Genomic DNA, 16,668 nt, shown 5'->3' on the forward strand with positions numbered 1-16,668 from the left:
AGGATTTAACTATACCATCCGTTGGCAGTTATGCCAGAATTATGAACATCGAAGAATATTGCTATGTACTATGGGGTGTTAAGATTGAAAAGGTTTTTTCTAGTATTGGCTGCGGGTTTCTTTTTAATGGGAGGCTGCTCTAATAAAGAAGAGCCAAAGAAGGCCGATACGAATGCTGTTCAAGTTTCAAAAGAACAATCTCCCGATAAGAAAACGACAGAATCAGCAGAAGCCAGCACATCCATAATTGAGAAGGAAATCACAGAGGCTCCTCAAATTCCAAAAAACATAAATGATTTGATTAACCAATATGCCGGCCCATTTTCAGGTGATGGAGTTTATTCCAATACCCTTAAGGCTGATCTTGAGAAAAAGATACAGGAATTCAAACCTGTTCCTAAAGATGCGTCGGAACAAGACCTTGATCAATTGTTTAATTATATGTACAGTCTCGTTGCCGAAGACTATCCTGATCCTGAGACGATTATTAAAAAATGGCAGCTGTATTCCTTTGGGAACCCCAATCTGCCGGATGACCGGTATCATTTTAAAGAAAATAATCATATCGAAATTATTCTGGATGCGAGCGGAAGCATGGCAGCAAAGGTGAATGGAAAGAGCAAAATGGAGCTTGCGAAAGAGGCGATTAATCATTTTCTTGCGGCTGCACCCAAAGATGCCAAAGTATCGTTGCGCGTATATGGACATGAGGGGTCAAATACGGATACCGATAAGAAATTATCCTGCTCCAGCACTGAGTTGATATATGGCTCAAAGGTATATAACCAAAACGAGTTTGGGGATGCACTCGCAAAGTTCCAACCAACCGGCTGGACGCCCATTGCAGATTCTTTAAAAAAGGCAAAGGAAGATTTAGCCCCATTTGATAGTAAGACTAATACCAATCTAGTTTTTCTAGTAAGTGATGGGATTGAAACCTGCGGCGGCAATCCTGTGTCCGCTGCAAAACAGTTAGCGGAATCAAAGATTGCCCCAATTGTAAATGTCATTGGTTTTGATGTAGATGAAGAAGGTCAAAAGCAGATGCGGGAAGTAGCAGATGCAGCCGATGGTATTTACACAACAGTCAATAATCAAAAGGAACTGCTGCAATAGTTCGATAAAGCAAAGGAACTTTTGGAACACTGGAAAGAATGGAAAGACAAGGCCATGTCAGATGCAGATTCACAAGAAACAGAAAGATATTTTGAAGTTTTAGGATTGTCAAATGACTGGTACCTTAAGCAATTAAACCAAGGAAACAACCTGGATTCATTTATTGAAGAATTGTTTATCAAGGATCTGATTACGAAGGAGCAGGAAAATTACCTGCAGGAAAAAGATAAGGCCATGGATAATTTCGTTGGAAAAAGTTTAGACGAGTTAGAGAAAGATTTAAATGACCTCAGTGTTAAAACATTGGAACAAACGAAGAAAACCATTGAGAAAAATATAAAACAAATGTGAATTAGTGAGATGGCTCCCCGGCATATTGTTGATTGTGGGCCTTTTTTAGATAATTTGAACAGCGGGGATTTTACCTGAGAGAAAAGCGGGAAAGATGCCGGCGGTAAAAAAGGAGGTCTGATTTTGCCCGGAGAGAAGAGGAAAGGAAGTCAGCGGTAAAAAAGGAGCGTTGATTTTGCCCGAAGGAGAAGAGGAAAGGAAGTCAGCGGTAAAAAAGGGATGCTGATTTTACCCGAAGGAGAAGGAAAAGGAGCTCAGCGGTAAAAAAAGAGGCCTAATTTTGCCCGAAGAGAAGAGAAAAGGAAGCTAGCGGTAAAAAAAGAAGCGTTGATTTTACCCGAAGAGAAGAGGAAAGGAGGCCGGCGGTAAAAAAAGAAGCGTTGATTTTACCCGAAGAGAAGAGGAAAGGAGGCCGGCGGTAAAAATGGGGTGCTGATTTTACCCGAGGGGGAGGGAAAGGGAGTTCAGCGGTAAAAAAGGAGGTCTGATTTTACCCGAAGAGAAGAGGAAAGGAAGCCGGCGGTAAAAATGGGGTGCTGATTTTACCCGAAGGAGAAGGAAAAGGAGCTCAGCGGTAAAAAAAGAGGCCTAATTTTGCCCGAAGAGAAGAGAAAAGGAAGCTAGCGGTAAAAATGGGATACTGATTTTACCCGAGAGAGAAGGAAAAGGAGTTCAGCGGGAAAAAAAGAGGTCTGATTTTACCCGAAGGAGAAGAGGAAAGGAAGTCAGCGGAAAAAAAGAAGCGTTGAATTTGCCCGAAGAGAAGAGAAAGGGAGGCAAGCGGTAAAAATAAACCATTGATTTTACCCGATACAAACAACAAATGCAGCCTATAGGAAAAATCCCCAAAGCACCCAAATGGATCCCGTTACCTGGAAAAAACCGATTTATAGAATCCTCAAAGCACCTTGAATAATAATCTTTTTCATATGCATCCACACCTGCTGCGCAGCTTGTATCAACAAACAGAAATCCTCATGCCGGGGTGTACATATAAGGTCATAAGTTGTTCTTAATTTGAAGTCACTGTCAAAAAAACAAGGTACAGATGGGACTAAGAAATAGTCCCTCAGACCCGTTAAAGTTTTTGTACAACCTTGTAAACGACAACTACTGAAATCCTGCCGACATCAGAAGTGGTCACCTTAATATCCACATAATTTAATTGTTCAATTGTATTTAAAAAAACATTAACCTGTTCTTCGACATCACTTGGGGAACCCGTAAATATTTTTGTTCTTATCTTACGAACTGTGAATTCCATTACTCCCCCGCTCCTCTAAATAATTATTATTGAAAATAAGCCCCTCCGGTCCAACTATAAAACAGGGGCCAGATGGGACATGAAACCAGCCCCTCTGACCCGATAAATCTAGTCACTGGATTTGTTGCTTTTGTTAGCTGCACTAGACCAAATGGCAAGTATTAAGACAATGATTCCAAAAATGATACTGTTCCACATTGCGCCTGAGTTACTGGAGAAGCTGTACACCCATGGTGAAACGATAAGCCAAATGCCGATTAATCCAGTAAGCCAAAGCTGCCACATGATAAGCACCTCCTTGATGTATGACGTTAACGTTAACGTCGCTTAATATATATGATTTTTATAAAATAATTATTCCCGGTGCTTATCATGATTGAAGATGAAGGAACTCGAATTAATCATCCTCTTTTTGCTGTAGAATTAAAAAATTCCTCGTGTGCCATGAAGTCGGTGATATGTATTTAATCAGGGGACTGCTGCTTATTCTCCATTTTGCCAATAAATCGTAAAGAACGTTCCACTTGCTCTTGATACCTATCGCGCATGTTTACCACATGGTCAATTTTCGTATTCATTTTGTTGATCAAGTTGTAAAGAACATCAATGTACTGTTCGACTGCCAATCTCTGTTGATCTGCATTGTGGTTATTCTCACGGAATGTCTGCCGCAATTCTTTAAGTGATTCCTCTGCGTCTATCACTTCCTGAATTTCTTGAAGTGAGATGCCCAAATAATCCTTTAGCTTCAGTATTTGCTTAAGGCGTTCAATTGTAGTTTGATCATACAGACGGTGCCCGCCCGCAGTCCTTAATGTAGTAACAATAAGCCCCACTTCCTCATAATAGCGGAGCGTTCTCGGTGTAATGCCTAGCTGCCGTGAAACTATGTCAATGGTCAAATAATCGTTCATTTCTTTAGCCGTCAAACTGATACCCCCTGCCTATGGTCTTATTTAAATATATGGTTATCCTAATTGAGTTCATTCAAAGTTTTTAAATACTGTAATGGCTAAAAAAATACAATGTGAGGTGGTTTGGCAGAACAGAATTATACGAAAACACCTGAGTATTTAAGAGCAGTTGATAAACTAGTGGTTTCAATCTTTTCCTGTTAGAGCAATCATCGGGGGGATTGGCATCATATTGTCCATGAAGATTTTAAGAAAAGGGAAAGCGAATTGGACAGCATCGGGAAATGCGGATTTACAACATGAAGGAAATTACGATTTTAAAAAGCCCCATTATTAAACTTAAGAAGTTGAACTATCTTCATTACTACAGAAAAGTGCCCCAATTATTAAACAAAGTCAAAAACCATTCTTTATTGATTTATTTGCAAATCTAGATAAAATGGATTTTCTGACTTCTATGGTTAAAAGTGAGGTCAGGGCATGGTCACGCACCCTCGCAAATTGTGGACTAAATCTAAGTTCAAAAGACGCCTTTGCTGCTCAAGTGAATAATCTTCATTCAGGCAGCAAGGCGCGTGAGTAATTTTGTTATTACCCAATCTTCTCCTGGGTTTGGTTGTTATTATTGTGTTGATCTTCCCAAATCTGCTTCATCTTGCTTCTGCCTCTATCGATATCAGGATTAAATTGAATGGCGGCATTCTGCCTTACTGTGCGAATATTTTGTACTGCCTGTTGAAGCTTATTATTGATATTGTTCTTACCTTTTCCAGCATGCTTTGCAATCGACAAACCGGCGGTTATTCCTTGCGCCATAGCAATTTTACCGCTTTCAATTCCTGTGATATTCCCGGCTACAAAAAGACCATCAAGCGGGGTTTCCATCGTTTCAGAATGGCTTGGAACATGTCCGCCAAGCTCTGGAACATAGTGGAAAGGACATCCGGTAACGGCTGCAAGTTCTGCAAGCGGGTATAGACCGCCGGCAATGCAAACAAAGTCTGCCTCATAAATCTTTTCAGTACCGGGAATAACCTTTCCATTGGCATCCGTATCGGCAATCCGGACACCTTCAACTTGATCTTTGCCGATGACTTCTAGAGCCGCTTTTCGCAGTTGAAGCGGGGTGCCATTAATCTTAATACCGTTTTTAGGGTAAAAGTTAATGCCCATTTTCCGAATCCAGTCTTTTTTCATAAACTTGCTGCCGAATCTTAAGAGAGGAGACGGAGCAAGATGGGATGCATGCAAAAGGGATTTTAACACTTCTTCCGGTTCGCCGGCTTTTTGACTATTCGGATTTTTTTCCGGCAGCACAATCCGTTCAACATTGATTCCGGCAAGCTGTAGTTCATTTAAGATAGCAAAGGCTAAGATATTTGCCCCAATAATAATTCCCTTTTTTCCAACTTGTACACGGTGGACATTTGTCATAACCTGAGCAGCTCCAATGGACATCACACCTGGTAGCGTCCATCCCGGAACAGGGACAGGGTATTCGGCAGCTCCTGTAGCAATGAGCACAAATGGAGCAGTTAATGTGCCGATACTGGTATGTACATTCCAATTCTGACTGCATTTTTCCAAGTTGTAGACAGAAACCCCACAGCGGATATCTACCGATAAGTTCATTGCATTTTGGTGAAGCCGTTCCGCTTCTTTAATGCCATTCCACCAGTCTCCGGAAGGTTCCTGATGGAGCTGACCAAGCAATCTGCCGCCTGGTTTAATAAATTCATCAACTACTGTTACCCGAAGACCATTTTCCGCGCAGGCAATTGCACCTGCTAATCCGGCAGGGCCTGCTCCAATGATAATAACATCGCTCATTGCTCTTCCACCATCCTCCTGATGATGTTTGGCAGCAGCTTACCGCTCTCAACCACCATGTCCTGTTGTACGACGGTTAGGCATGCCCTTGTATTTGACTGACCATTAACTGTTACACGGCATTCCATACAATGTCCGATATTACAATAAAATCCTCTCGGTGTACCGCTATCTTCATGTACACGCAGTTTTCTTACATCATTTGCTAAAAGTGCAGCGGCGATAGTTTCATTTTCATAAGCTTCATATGTTTTGCCGTCGAATTGAAAGGAAACTTGCTTTCTATCATTTATTTTTCCGAAAATGGGATGATTTAGAATTCTGCTCACTTCTTTTCACCTACTGTTCCAAATGTTACCGGTCTGACTGGCGGCTGGTATTTTAACGGAATGTCACCCGGAGTAATATCAGGGGATACACTTTCAATAATTTTATCTACCGAAACACGGCAAGTGCGGCCGCCGCAAAAACCCATGCCGGCTCGTGTTCTTAATTTTAATTCTCTTGCTGTACATTTATGTTCAGCTGCAGTTGATAGAAGCTGGCCATACGTCACTTCTTCACAGCGGCAAATGACCATATTTTCAAAGTTAGTCATTTTGATATCCTCCTTTGTGTGCGTATAGTAAACTATCATGCAAAAATCGTACCAACTTATTAACACGTTCAAGCTAATCAATATGAAGACGCTTTAAACGGTTATATAGAGTAGCTCTAGTGATACCAAGCCGCTTTGCGCACTCTAACTTGTTTCCGTTAACCATTCTTAATGCCCGTTCCAGCACTTTTTTCTCATGCTGGTCCAGCTCTTCACGCAACGAAATAATTTCAGAACCATTGTCTTCGCTTATGAGGGCCTGCAACGGAAGGTTATTCTCTGCATGAACCCTATTTGCGGTAAACGGCAGATAGTCTTTCTTGATGACTCCATCCGTTGCAAATACCACCAGCCGTTCTACAATATTACGGAGTTCACGGATATTGCCAGGCCATTCATATTGGAGCATTTCCTGCATGACTTCCGGACAAAACTCCCGGATTGGCCGATGATAGCGCTGTGAAAAATCATTTAAGTAATAATGAGTCAATTCAATAATATCTTCATGCCGTTCCCTTAAAGGAGGGATATTCAGTGTTACCACATTTAATCGATAATAAAGATCCTCGCGAAACTGTCCTTCCCGCATTAATTCCTGCAAATCTCTGTTTGTTGCTGCAATAACACGGAAGTCGATATCGATTTCTTTTTCACCACCGACACGGTAATATTTACGTTCCTGCAGCACCCTAAGCAGCTTGACCTGCATTTCAAGCGGCATTTCCCCAATTTCATCAAGAAATAGTGTGCCTCCTTTTGCCAGCTCAATTTTCCCCTTTTTCCCTTTGTAATTGGCGCCGGAGAAGGCACCGCGCTCATAGCCGAATAATTCACTTTCAAATAATGAGGCAGGTATTGCCCCGCAATTTATTGATATAAAGGGTGCATTTGGTTTTTCACTGGCTTCATGAATCGCTTTGGCAAAAACCTCTTTCCCTGCACCGCTTTCCCCTAAAATTAAAACGGTGGATTTAACGGAGCAGACCTTCTTTGCTAATTCGATGGTTTTTTGAATCGCCGCACTTTTTCCTTTAATACCCTGAAACGGATCTTTAGAGTGTTGATATTTCGCTACTTCCTGTTCTAAACGATGAACTTCATGAGACATGTTAAATAATTTTTCATTAAGCATTACTTGGTTGGTAATATCGGTCTCCGAAACGACAGCCCCAATAATTTGCTGATTAAAATAAACGGGGTTGGAATTAATTAGTACAAATAGATCTGAGCGTGGTTGATGGTACTGCCTGGTCATACTTTTTCCAGTTTGCAAAGTTTCCAATATTTCCAGTTTATTGCGGTCGAAAAACTTAGTTATCGGTTTTCCGATAATCTCCTTTTTCTTCACGGAGAATATCTTTTCGGCCCCTTTAGTCCAAGTCCTGACGCATTCATTGGCGTCAATGACAGTAACCGATGAATCGGTAGTATGAATGACGGTTTCATAAAAGGCAATTAATCTTTTATAAGCATTATGGAGAATCTCAATCATTTGTCCTGCTGTAATATCACAGATGGGCTTACCCTCTTTGCCTGTAATGATGACAGATGAATGATGGGAAAACGCTTGAATGAGAGTGTCGATAGAGTCACCCATACCTATTTCTGTATAGGAAGTATCAGATGTGTGATCGGATGGATGAAAAAAGAAGTCTTTCTTTTTATCTGTAACTTGCAGCGCTGCCAGGAAAGAATCTCTTAAAATATCTTTTACAGAAAGCATCGAAAAGGTCATGATAAAAACCTCCTTGGTTATGTAAAAAAATTAAACACTGTAAAAATAATTATACACGGAGTGGCTAAAAATTTTAAATATTTATATTAGTTGGATAACGGAGGCTGAAAATAATGATTGGCACAGTAATTGCATTATAAAGAAATGAGCTTCATTTGAAGAAAGGGGGAAGAGGATGTGAGAAACTGTGACATTCTCGTGATTGGCGGAGGGATCATTGGCTGTGCTATAGCTTACTATGCTTCTAAGTCCGGCAGGGATGTGACGATGATCGAAAAAGGGGAATTTGTCAGCGGTACATCCTCACGCTGTGATGGAAATATTTTGGCGATCGATAAAGATCCCGGCTTCGACAGCCAGATGTCGCTGGTCAGCCAGCAGTTAGTTGATGATTTAAGCAGGGAGCTGGGGCATTCTTTTGAATACCGTGCACCTGGCAGTATCCTTGTTTGCGAAACGGACGAGGAGATGGAAGCAGCGAAGAAATGGGTTGATCGTCAAAAAGCAGCCGGTCTGCAATTTAGAATGCTTGATCGGGCGGATATAAAAGAGGAGTCGCCATACTTTGCGGATGACCTGTTAGGAGGATTGGAATGTGCGACGGATTCTACCGTGAACCCCTACCTCTTAGCTTTTTCCTTATTGGAAGATGCAAAAAAATACGGTGCTAAAGCATTTAAGCAAACGGAAGTAAGAGAGATTAAAAGGGAACACGGGTCATTTATTGTACATACGTCTAATGGAGAATTTACCGCCAAACATGTTGTAAATGCAGCTGGGGTTTGGGCGCCGCGGATCGGTGAAATGGTAAATCTCTCAATTCCGATTAAACCGAGAAAAGGTCATATTATTGTTGCCTCAAGGCAGCAGCATGTCGGCCGCCGGAAAGTAATGGAATTCGGTTACCTCATTTCCAAATTCGGGGGAGTGCGTCAGGTTGATCCATTGACTGAAAAATATGGGGTGGCCCTTGTTTTTGAACCGACAGAGAGCCAAAACTTCTTAATTGGTTCCAGCCGTGAGTTTGTCGGTTTTAATACTAAAGTAAACAACGAAATCATCAGATGTATCGCAAACCGCGCTATCCGCTTTTATCCAAAAATGGCAGATATGATGGTGATTCGCTCTTATGCAGGTTTAAGACCTTGGACGGAAGACCACTTGCCAATTATCTCAAGGGTGGAGGAGATTCCAAATTTCTATATAGCGGCCGGTCATGAGGGCGATGGAATCAGTCTTGCGGCGGTTACTGGAAAGGTAATTGAAGAACTAATTAATGAAAAAGAAACTTGTATTCCTACCGATCCAGTCCGATACGACCGTTTTAGGGAAGGGGTGTTAACAAGATGAAGGCACATAAGGTATTTACTACGATTGATACCCACACAGGAGGGAACCCGACGCGGACAGTGATTAGCGGACTCCCAGAGCTTGCAGGGGAAACAATGTCTGAAAAAATGCTTTATATGAAAAAAAAATACGATTGGATCCGCAAGTTGTTAATGAATGAACCAAGGGGACATGATGTAATGTCTGGGGCTCTTTTAACAGAACCGTGTCATCCGGAAGCAGACATTGGTGTGATTTACATTGAAACAGGCGGCTATCTGCCAATGTGCGGGCATGACACGATTGGGGTTTGCACGGCATTAGTTGAGGCGGGGCTTATACCGGTCCATGAACCGGTTACTTCATTAAAACTGGATACACCTGCAGGGCTTGTAGAGGTTGAAATTTTGGTGGAGAACGGAAAAGCGAAAGAGGTCTCTTTCTGTAATATTCCTGCCTTCCTGCTGAAAAGTGTTTCCGTTGATGTTGAAGGAATAGGTCGGGTAGATGCAGACATCGCCTATGGAGGTAATTTTTACGCGATTATTGATGCCAAATCAGTCAGCTTAGAATTAACACCGGAAAACGCCTCAGCGATAATTGAAAAGGCTATCATCATCAGAAATGCAATTAATGAAAAGAACGAAATTGTTCATCCAAAATATCCGTTCATTCACGGACTAACACATGTTGAGTTTTTTACTGAGCCGACACATGAACTGGCAAATGTAAAAAATACGGTTATTGTTCCTCCCGGGGGAATTGACCGTTCGCCATGCGGGACAGGCACATCTGCTAAACTATCAGTCTTATACGCCAAGAAGCAAATTGCTGTGGGTGAAGAGTTTGTCCATGAAAGCATTGTCGGATCGCTATTCCGCGGACGTATTCTGGAGGCGGCCACTGTTGAAGGGTTTGAGGCAGTGGTAACGAGAATAACAGGATCTGCCTGGCTGATGGGAATGCATCGTTTCTTTTATCATAAGGAAGACCCACTTAAGGAAGGGTTTTTGCTGATTCCCCCTATGCAGGAACATGAAATGGAGGATGTTCTATGAGGATTGATCAAACATACTCTAGCATAGATGTTCACGTTGCCGGTGAAGCTTTCCGTATTATTCAAAATGTGCCATTCATCCATTATCAAAGCCTTGAAGAACTATACGAGCGGTTTCCGCAAGCTTTTCATGATGAGATAAAACTATTATTAAATGAACCGCGGGGATTTGCAGGATTAAATGGCTGTTTGGTCATCCCGCCAATAAATTGTGATGCGGATGCAGCGGTATTATTTTTTAACCATGAAGGGACAGTACAGGTTCAATATGCAGGACTTGCTGCTGTTATCACAGCATTGCTGGAATTCGGGCAGTTAAAGATGAAGGACTTTAATAAGTACAAAATTGAAACGGTTCATGGGGTTGTACCGGTTACCGCTGTAATGGAAGAGGGAGAAGTTGTTTCGGTCACCCTGGAAAGCGATCCGTGTCAAGTAGTTGGTGCAGATATTCCATTATCTCATCCGCATTTAAAAGCAAAGTATTCTCTCGTGGAGACAGATCAATTATATGCTGTTTTTGATAAACAGGACTTTCCGATACAGATTGAACTGGACGAATTGGCTGAATTAAACAAATGGGGGAAAACAGTGTTAAAAGCACTGGAGGTAAATGTCAGCGGTGTCATATTAATGGATCATACTTCCAGCGAAGAAGGACAGATCAAGACCATCACCTTCCGTAATGACGGCTATATTGCCCGTTCCCCTGGATTTGGTACGACTTTTGCCTGTTATACAAGTCTGCTTTCGAGTGGGCGGCTGCCAATGGATGGGACCCTAATAAATAAGAGTATTTTTGGCAGTGAATTGAAAGCGGGAACTGCTTCCCAAACGGAAGCGGGTTATACATTTAAGATGACAAGCCGTAGTTATATTACCGGCATGCAAACATTCATTTTGGATCCAGCTGATCCATTGGCATTCGGATTTATTTTAAAATAGTTTTATTTTTTGCTGGAGTATTAGATTTTGAGATTCTGCACACAAAAAAAGGAGGAAATCATGATGACGACAATTAGAGGGGCTTACCCGGTATTAATTACACCAATGACACAGGAACAGGAAGTGGATTGGGCCGGCATTAAAAACAATGTAAATTACTTTATTAATCAAGGGGTTGCCGGGATTGTTATAAACGGCAGCACAGGCGAATTTGTCAGCCTGACGAAGGAAGAAAAATACCAAATTGTAGAGGTCGTTGCGCAAGAGGTTAACGGCCGTATTCCTGTCATTGTTGGCACATCTGCTGAAACCACGAAAGAAACGATTGAAAATACGAAACAAGCACAGGCGCAAGGTGCAGATTGTGCGCTTATTATTAATCCTTATTACGGGAAGCCAAAGGAAGACGAAATTTACTTCCATTTTAAAGAGATTTCAGATGTGGTTGATATTCCAATTATGCTTTACAATAACCCCTTCACTTCCGGTGTTGATATGAGTACTGAATTAATGCTCCGCATCGGCAGGGAATGTGAAAACGTTAAACTTATTAAAGAATCCAGCGGCGATATCCGGAAAGCAAGAGATTTAGCACGACAAGCAAATGGCGATTTTGAAGTTTTCTGCGGTTCAGAAGAATTGGTAATGGAATCCTATTTTGTTGGAGCAACCGGCTGGATTGCTGTAGCGGGGAATATCGTGCCGAAGCTTGTGACAGATATGTACAACTACTTCCAGCAAGGAGAAGTAGAAAAGGCTTGGGAAATTAATGATCGTATTTTACCGCTTTGCGAATTCCTTGAGGGATCCGGGAAATACGTACAAATTGTTAAGCGTTCAATGGACCTGCTTGGACAGGCAGGTGGTCCTGCACGACATCCTCGATTGGGACTGACTCGGGAGGAAGATCAAAAGTTAAAAGAACTATTAATGAATTTAACGGCCGTTTCACTTGCGTAAAGTTACAAAGGGACCAGTTCCCTGTTAGTTGAAAATAGCAAAGGAGAGATAACATGCTAACAACTCAAATCGATATGAAACCAAAAGTAAAGGAATTTTTGGAAGGGGAAATTGAACTTTTTATTGACGGCAGGTTCGTTCCTTCCGTAAGCGGAAAAACCTTTGAAACATTGAATCCTGCTACAGAAGAGGTGCTTGCTGTAGTATGTGAAGCCCAGGAAGAAGATATTGATTTAGCTGTAAAGGCAGCAAGAAGAGCATTTGAATCTGGTTCATGGCCGGAACTAAGTGCTGCAGAACGCTCGCGCTTAATTTATAAATTCGCTGATTTAATTGAGGAACACAGAGAAGAATTAGCACAATTAGAAGCGCTGGATAATGGGAAACCATATACCGTAGCATTAACCGATGATATACCAGCAACGGTTGAGCAATTTCGCTATTATGCCGGATGGGCAACAAAAATTCTTGGGCAAACTGTTCCTATTTCAAAAGATTATTTAAACTTTACACGACATGAACCAATTGGAGTTGTTGGACAAATTATTCCATGGAACTATCCGTTAACAATGGCTTCTTGGAAAATGGGGGCAGCATTGGCAACAGGCTGTACAATCGTATTAAAACCGGCAGAGCAAACGCCGCTGTCGATTCTATATGCTGCCAAGCTTCTTCAGGAAGCTGGATTCCCTGCAGGCGTGGTTAATATCGTTCCGGGATTCGGGCAAACAGCAGGGGCAGGCATTGTCAACCATCCAGATGTAGATAAGATAGCTTTCACGGGATCTACTGTAACGGGCAAATATATTATGCGTCAGTCAGCTGAAACGATTAAAAATATTACATTAGAGCTTGGCGGCAAATCCCCAAACATCATTTTAGAAGACGCAGACTTAGATGAAGCAATCCCTGGTGCATTTAACGGTCTTATGTATAACCATGGACAAAACTGCAGTGCTGGGTCCCGAGTGTTTGTTCACCGCAAACACTATGATAAAGTTGTTGAAGAACTAGCAAGGATGGCAAACAATGTTAAACTCGGCTCAGGAATGGATCAGGAAGCAGAAATGGGGCCGGTTGTTTCTAAAAGGCAATTTGAACGTGTTCTAAGTTATATTGAAAAAGGTAAAGCCGAAGGCGCAAGGGTTGCTGCAGGAGGGGGAAAAGCAGCGGAGAAAGGGTATTTTATTCAGCCGACTGTTTTTGCAGATGTTACTGATGACATGGTGATTGCAAAGGAAGAAATCTTTGGGCCTGTAGTTGTTGTTCTTCCGTTTGATACAGTTGAGGAAGTTATTGAAAGGGCAAACAATACGCCATATGGCCTAGCTGCCGGGGTATGGACAAAAGATATCAAAACAGCCCATAAAGTTGCTAATAAACTAAAGGCTGGAACGGTCTGGATTAATGATTATAATTTAGAAGACCCTGCAGCAGCATTCGGCGGCTATAAACAATCAGGGATTGGACGCGAAATGGGATCCTACGCACTTGACAATTATACAGAAGTTAAAAGTGTTTGGGTAAATATTAAATAATGTTTGTTTATTTAATCAAACAAAAATAGGGTAATAGACTTTTGTAAAAAAGGACAGTCACCTCCAAATGGAGATACTTTCCTTTTTTACCTTCATTTCCTTTATAATAGCGACCAGGGGAAATTATAGGGTTACTTTTCGAATAATCCATATTGATAACGCTTGCACTATAATTTTTTAAACGAAGGGAGTTCCTTATGGAAGGAATCGTAAATTGGTTAGCAAATCAGGTATGGGGCAACGGTCTTGTTATATTTGCCCTTGGCGCGGGATTGTTTTTTACTATAATGACTCGTTTTGTTCAAATCAGATATTTCAAGGAAATGATTAAATTACTCTTTGAGGGTAAAAGTTCTGAGGAAGGGATATCCTCCTTTCAGGCATTTTGTTTGGCTTTATCAGGCCGTGTAGGGGTAGGTAATATTGCCGGAGTGGCAACTGCCATCGCATATGGAGGACCAGGAGCAGTATTCTGGATGTGGGTCATGGCCCTGCTGGGAGGTGCCAGTGCCTTTATCGAATCTACTCTGGCGCAGGTATTTAAAACCAAAGTGGACAATGGCTACCGCGGAGGAACTCCTTATTTTATTGAAAAAGGCTTAAAGCTTAAATGGTTCGCAGTTATTATGGCTGTTGTGGTAACCATCTCCTATGGCTTTTTAACTCCAGGGGTTCAAGCAAACAGCATTGCCTCAGGAATGGAAACTGCCTTTGGCTTGAATAGAACTATTACTGGTATCTTCTTAGTAATTTTACTTGGCGCCATCATCTTTGGCGGTGTTAAACGGATTGCAGGTGTTTCCCAAACTATTGTTCCATTTATGGCAGTTGGTTATGTTTTGGTTACCTTCATTGTATTGGGGATGAATTTCTCAAAGGTTCCTGAAATGTTTTCATTAATTTTCACCAGTGCTTTTGGATCCAATCAAGTCTTTGGAGGAATTGTCGGTACAGCGATTGCATGGGGCGTCAGAAGAGCCATTTTCTCTAACGTTGCAGGTTGTGGTGAAGCAACATATAGTTCTGCAGCAGCTGAAGTCTCTCATCCTGCTAAGCAGGGATTAGTACAAGCATTTTCCGTTTATATTGATACCATTATCGTTTGTACAGCAACGGCTTTAATGATTCTAGTAACGGGCATGTATAACGTTACCCCAGAAGGTAAAGATCCAATTGTGCAGCCTTTGACAAATGTTGAACCGGGTCCGGCTTATACTCAAATGGCGGTAGATACGATGCTCCCTGGATTTGGGGCAGGGTTTGTCTCCATTGCCATTTTCTTCTTTGCCTTCACCACTTTGATGGCCTATTACTACATTGCTGAAACTACAATGGTTTATTTAAGTGGTAAGCGGGAACTGCCTTGGATGAAAACAGTCCTGAAGATTGTCATGCTGTTTATGATATTTTTCGGCAGCGTCAAATCAGCATCTATGATGTGGGCGATGGGGGATATTGGATTCGGTTCGATGGCATGGCTCAGCCTTTTTGCGATTCTGCTGCTTACGAAGCCTGCCTTAAAGGTTTTTAAAGATTATGAGACCCAGAAAAAGGCAGGAAAAGATCCCGTATTCGATCCTAGAAAAATTGGCATAAATGGAGCCGATTTCTGGGTTGATAGATTGAAAGAGTATGATTCTGCTAAAGAAAGAAAATCAATAGGATAAAATCAGTAGATTAAAAAATGTAACATGGACAGCTTTATATTGGAGCTGTCCGTTTTTTTGTTTAAAAAGGATATGGATTTAGATGAGACTGATTTAATTGTATTTATAAAAGAATAGTGGGGTCGGACTCTGCACAATAATTTACCGAAGCAGAAATTAATCTTTATGATGTATTTTAAGGTAAAGCAGCTGGTTAATAAAAAGAGTCCAGTCTTTATTGGAAATCAATTTGAATATAACTATTCCTCTTAGCTTTGCCGGCATTATTAAGGTTTATTGATAAGTAATACACAAGTTTCTTCCGTTTTAAGAGGTTAATTTGGGATATAGCTAATGATATCTATATTAAATAAATTTATTTATATGTATAAAAGAATAATAGTTTGGAAAAAATGAAGATAAAGAGGTTGAACAAGGGGGGAGAAACAGTGTTTAGAGAAAGTAAATTGAGGCTTTCAGACTTTGCTAATCAGGATCAATTTGAACTGGATGCATATCTTTACTGCCTTTTTAACAAATTACATGAACATCCAATCAATCAGAAAAAATACTCACGCTCGAGTAGTGAAGGTAGTTTTCATTTAGAGATTTCACTTGAATCATAATTCATATTACTTGGATTTAAAAAATTTGAAGTAGTAAACACTTATCTTGAAAAAGGGAGTAACTTAAACACAGGTGAGAAAATTGAGTTTGCTGATATTGAAATTGAAGTTCCACCTTTCAAACCAGCTGAAAAGTTAAGAATAAAGTGTTGTTACTCTAGATCTGATCTAGAGTGTTTTTATTATTAAAAGCCGACTTTTCAACAGAAAGTTAAACCAGCCAGGTAAAAGCCAATACCGAAAACGGATATTTCCACGTTATTTTACATAGTAAATTTCAAGTTGAATGAATGTGTTATTAACAAATCATGATTGAACGTACAAACCGTCTTAATCAAGTATTGACTTTCAAAACAACAGTATTAATATAGTAATCTTGCTGTACTAATGACAAAATGTTGAAGAAAATAAATTTATTGTTGACTAATGTAAGAAACACTAGTAAAATATATAAATGTCGCTGATGAAATTATTACTCTTTAAAAAAGTGTTTGACAGCGAAGAGTTGAGATGGTAAGATATAAGACGTCTCAAAAATAGTTCTTTGAAAACTAAACAAACAAAAACGTCAACAAACAATAAACTATCGAGTTTCTTCTATTATATATAGTTAAATTCGAGCCAACGTAAATTTTATGAGCTAATCAACTCAACTTTTTTGGAGAGTTTGATCCTGGCTCAGGACGAACGCTGGCGGCGTGCCTAATACATGCAAGTCGAGCGAATCTTTGGGAGCTTGCTCCCAAAAGTTAGCGGCGG

General features: G+C 40.9%; 15 protein-coding genes and 1 rRNA gene. 9 read left to right on the forward strand and 7 right to left on the reverse strand.

Going from position 1 to position 16,668, the window contains the following annotated elements; all coding sequences use genetic code 11:
• The first annotated feature begins 84 nt into the window (after nucleotides 1-84).
• Together M3183_RS17830 and M3183_RS17835 are read left to right on the forward strand one after the other, a co-directional pair.
• A complete protein-coding gene (locus tag M3183_RS17830; protein ID WP_251471839.1) occupies nucleotides 85-1,116 on the forward strand; it encodes a VWA domain-containing protein in 1,032 nt (343 codons plus the stop codon).
• A gap of 54 nt (nucleotides 1,117-1,170) precedes the next feature.
• On the forward strand, nucleotides 1,171-1,467 hold the full coding sequence (locus M3183_RS17835) for a hypothetical protein (RefSeq protein WP_251471840.1): 297 nt from the start codon (nucleotides 1,171-1,173) through the stop codon (nucleotides 1,465-1,467).
• A gap of 1,078 nt (nucleotides 1,468-2,545) precedes the next feature.
• Here the strand turns inward: M3183_RS17835 and M3183_RS17840 are convergent.
• From M3183_RS17840 to M3183_RS17870, 7 genes are all read right to left on the reverse strand, one after another.
• The gene (locus tag M3183_RS17840) at nucleotides 2,546-2,731 is read right to left on the reverse strand and encodes a sporulation protein Cse60 (RefSeq protein WP_251471841.1); all 186 of its coding nucleotides are present in this window, start codon (nucleotides 2,729-2,731) and stop codon (nucleotides 2,546-2,548) included.
• A gap of 108 nt (nucleotides 2,732-2,839) precedes the next feature.
• On the reverse strand, nucleotides 2,840-3,016 hold the full coding sequence (locus tag M3183_RS17845) for an SPW repeat protein (RefSeq protein ID WP_251471842.1): 177 nt from the start codon (nucleotides 3,014-3,016) through the stop codon (nucleotides 2,840-2,842).
• Between the two features lie 179 nt (nucleotides 3,017-3,195).
• Nucleotides 3,196-3,660 (reverse strand): MerR family transcriptional regulator, encoded by a 465-nt coding sequence (locus M3183_RS17850; RefSeq protein ID WP_251471843.1) that lies wholly within the window; start codon nucleotides 3,658-3,660, stop codon nucleotides 3,196-3,198.
• A 576-nt stretch (nucleotides 3,661-4,236) separates the two neighbouring features.
• Nucleotides 4,237-5,475 (reverse strand): NAD(P)/FAD-dependent oxidoreductase, encoded by a 1,239-nt coding sequence (locus tag M3183_RS17855; protein ID WP_251471844.1) that lies wholly within the window; start codon nucleotides 5,473-5,475, stop codon nucleotides 4,237-4,239.
• On the reverse strand, nucleotides 5,472-5,804 hold the full coding sequence (locus tag M3183_RS17860) for a (2Fe-2S)-binding protein (protein ID WP_251471845.1): 333 nt from the start codon (nucleotides 5,802-5,804) through the stop codon (nucleotides 5,472-5,474). The genes M3183_RS17855 and M3183_RS17860 overlap by 4 nt, the downstream gene beginning before the upstream one ends.
• Complete coding sequence (locus M3183_RS17865) at nucleotides 5,801-6,073, reverse strand: (2Fe-2S)-binding protein (protein WP_251471846.1); 273 nt, start codon at nucleotides 6,071-6,073, stop codon at nucleotides 5,801-5,803. The genes M3183_RS17860 and M3183_RS17865 overlap by 4 nt, the downstream gene beginning before the upstream one ends.
• Before the next feature lie 73 nt (nucleotides 6,074-6,146).
• Complete coding sequence (locus M3183_RS17870; protein ID WP_251471847.1) at nucleotides 6,147-7,808, reverse strand: sigma-54 interaction domain-containing protein; 1,662 nt, start codon at nucleotides 7,806-7,808, stop codon at nucleotides 6,147-6,149.
• Between the two features lie 177 nt (nucleotides 7,809-7,985).
• Here M3183_RS17870 and M3183_RS17875 point away from each other — a divergent pair, with 177 nt between their 5' ends.
• The 7 genes from M3183_RS17875 to M3183_RS17905 all read left to right on the forward strand — a co-directional run.
• Nucleotides 7,986-9,158: an NAD(P)/FAD-dependent oxidoreductase gene (locus M3183_RS17875; protein WP_251471848.1), complete on the forward strand. Its 1,173-nt coding sequence runs from the start codon at nucleotides 7,986-7,988 to the stop codon at nucleotides 9,156-9,158.
• Nucleotides 9,155-10,195 (forward strand): proline racemase family protein, encoded by a 1,041-nt coding sequence (locus tag M3183_RS17880; RefSeq protein ID WP_251471849.1) that lies wholly within the window; start codon nucleotides 9,155-9,157, stop codon nucleotides 10,193-10,195. Before M3183_RS17875 ends, M3183_RS17880 begins: the two co-directional genes overlap by 4 nt.
• The gene (locus tag M3183_RS17885; protein ID WP_251471850.1) at nucleotides 10,192-11,139 is read left to right on the forward strand and encodes a proline racemase family protein; all 948 of its coding nucleotides are present in this window, start codon (nucleotides 10,192-10,194) and stop codon (nucleotides 11,137-11,139) included. Before M3183_RS17880 ends, M3183_RS17885 begins: the two co-directional genes overlap by 4 nt.
• Before the next feature lie 63 nt (nucleotides 11,140-11,202).
• Nucleotides 11,203-12,099 (forward strand): 4-hydroxy-tetrahydrodipicolinate synthase, encoded by an 897-nt coding sequence (gene dapA / locus M3183_RS17890; protein ID WP_251471856.1) that lies wholly within the window; start codon nucleotides 11,203-11,205, stop codon nucleotides 12,097-12,099.
• A 53-nt stretch (nucleotides 12,100-12,152) separates the two neighbouring features.
• A complete protein-coding gene (locus tag M3183_RS17895; RefSeq protein WP_251471851.1) occupies nucleotides 12,153-13,637 on the forward strand; it encodes an aldehyde dehydrogenase family protein in 1,485 nt (494 codons plus the stop codon).
• A gap of 197 nt (nucleotides 13,638-13,834) precedes the next feature.
• A complete protein-coding gene (locus tag M3183_RS17900; protein WP_251471852.1) occupies nucleotides 13,835-15,304 on the forward strand; it encodes an alanine/glycine:cation symporter family protein in 1,470 nt (489 codons plus the stop codon).
• Between the two features lie 1,260 nt (nucleotides 15,305-16,564).
• Nucleotides 16,565-16,668, forward strand: a 16S ribosomal RNA gene (locus M3183_RS17905); the annotation flags it as partial.

Source organism: Neobacillus mesonae (assembly GCF_023715155.1).
Taxonomy (GTDB): Bacteria; Bacillota; Bacilli; order Bacillales; family Cytobacillaceae; genus Neobacillus; species Neobacillus mesonae_A.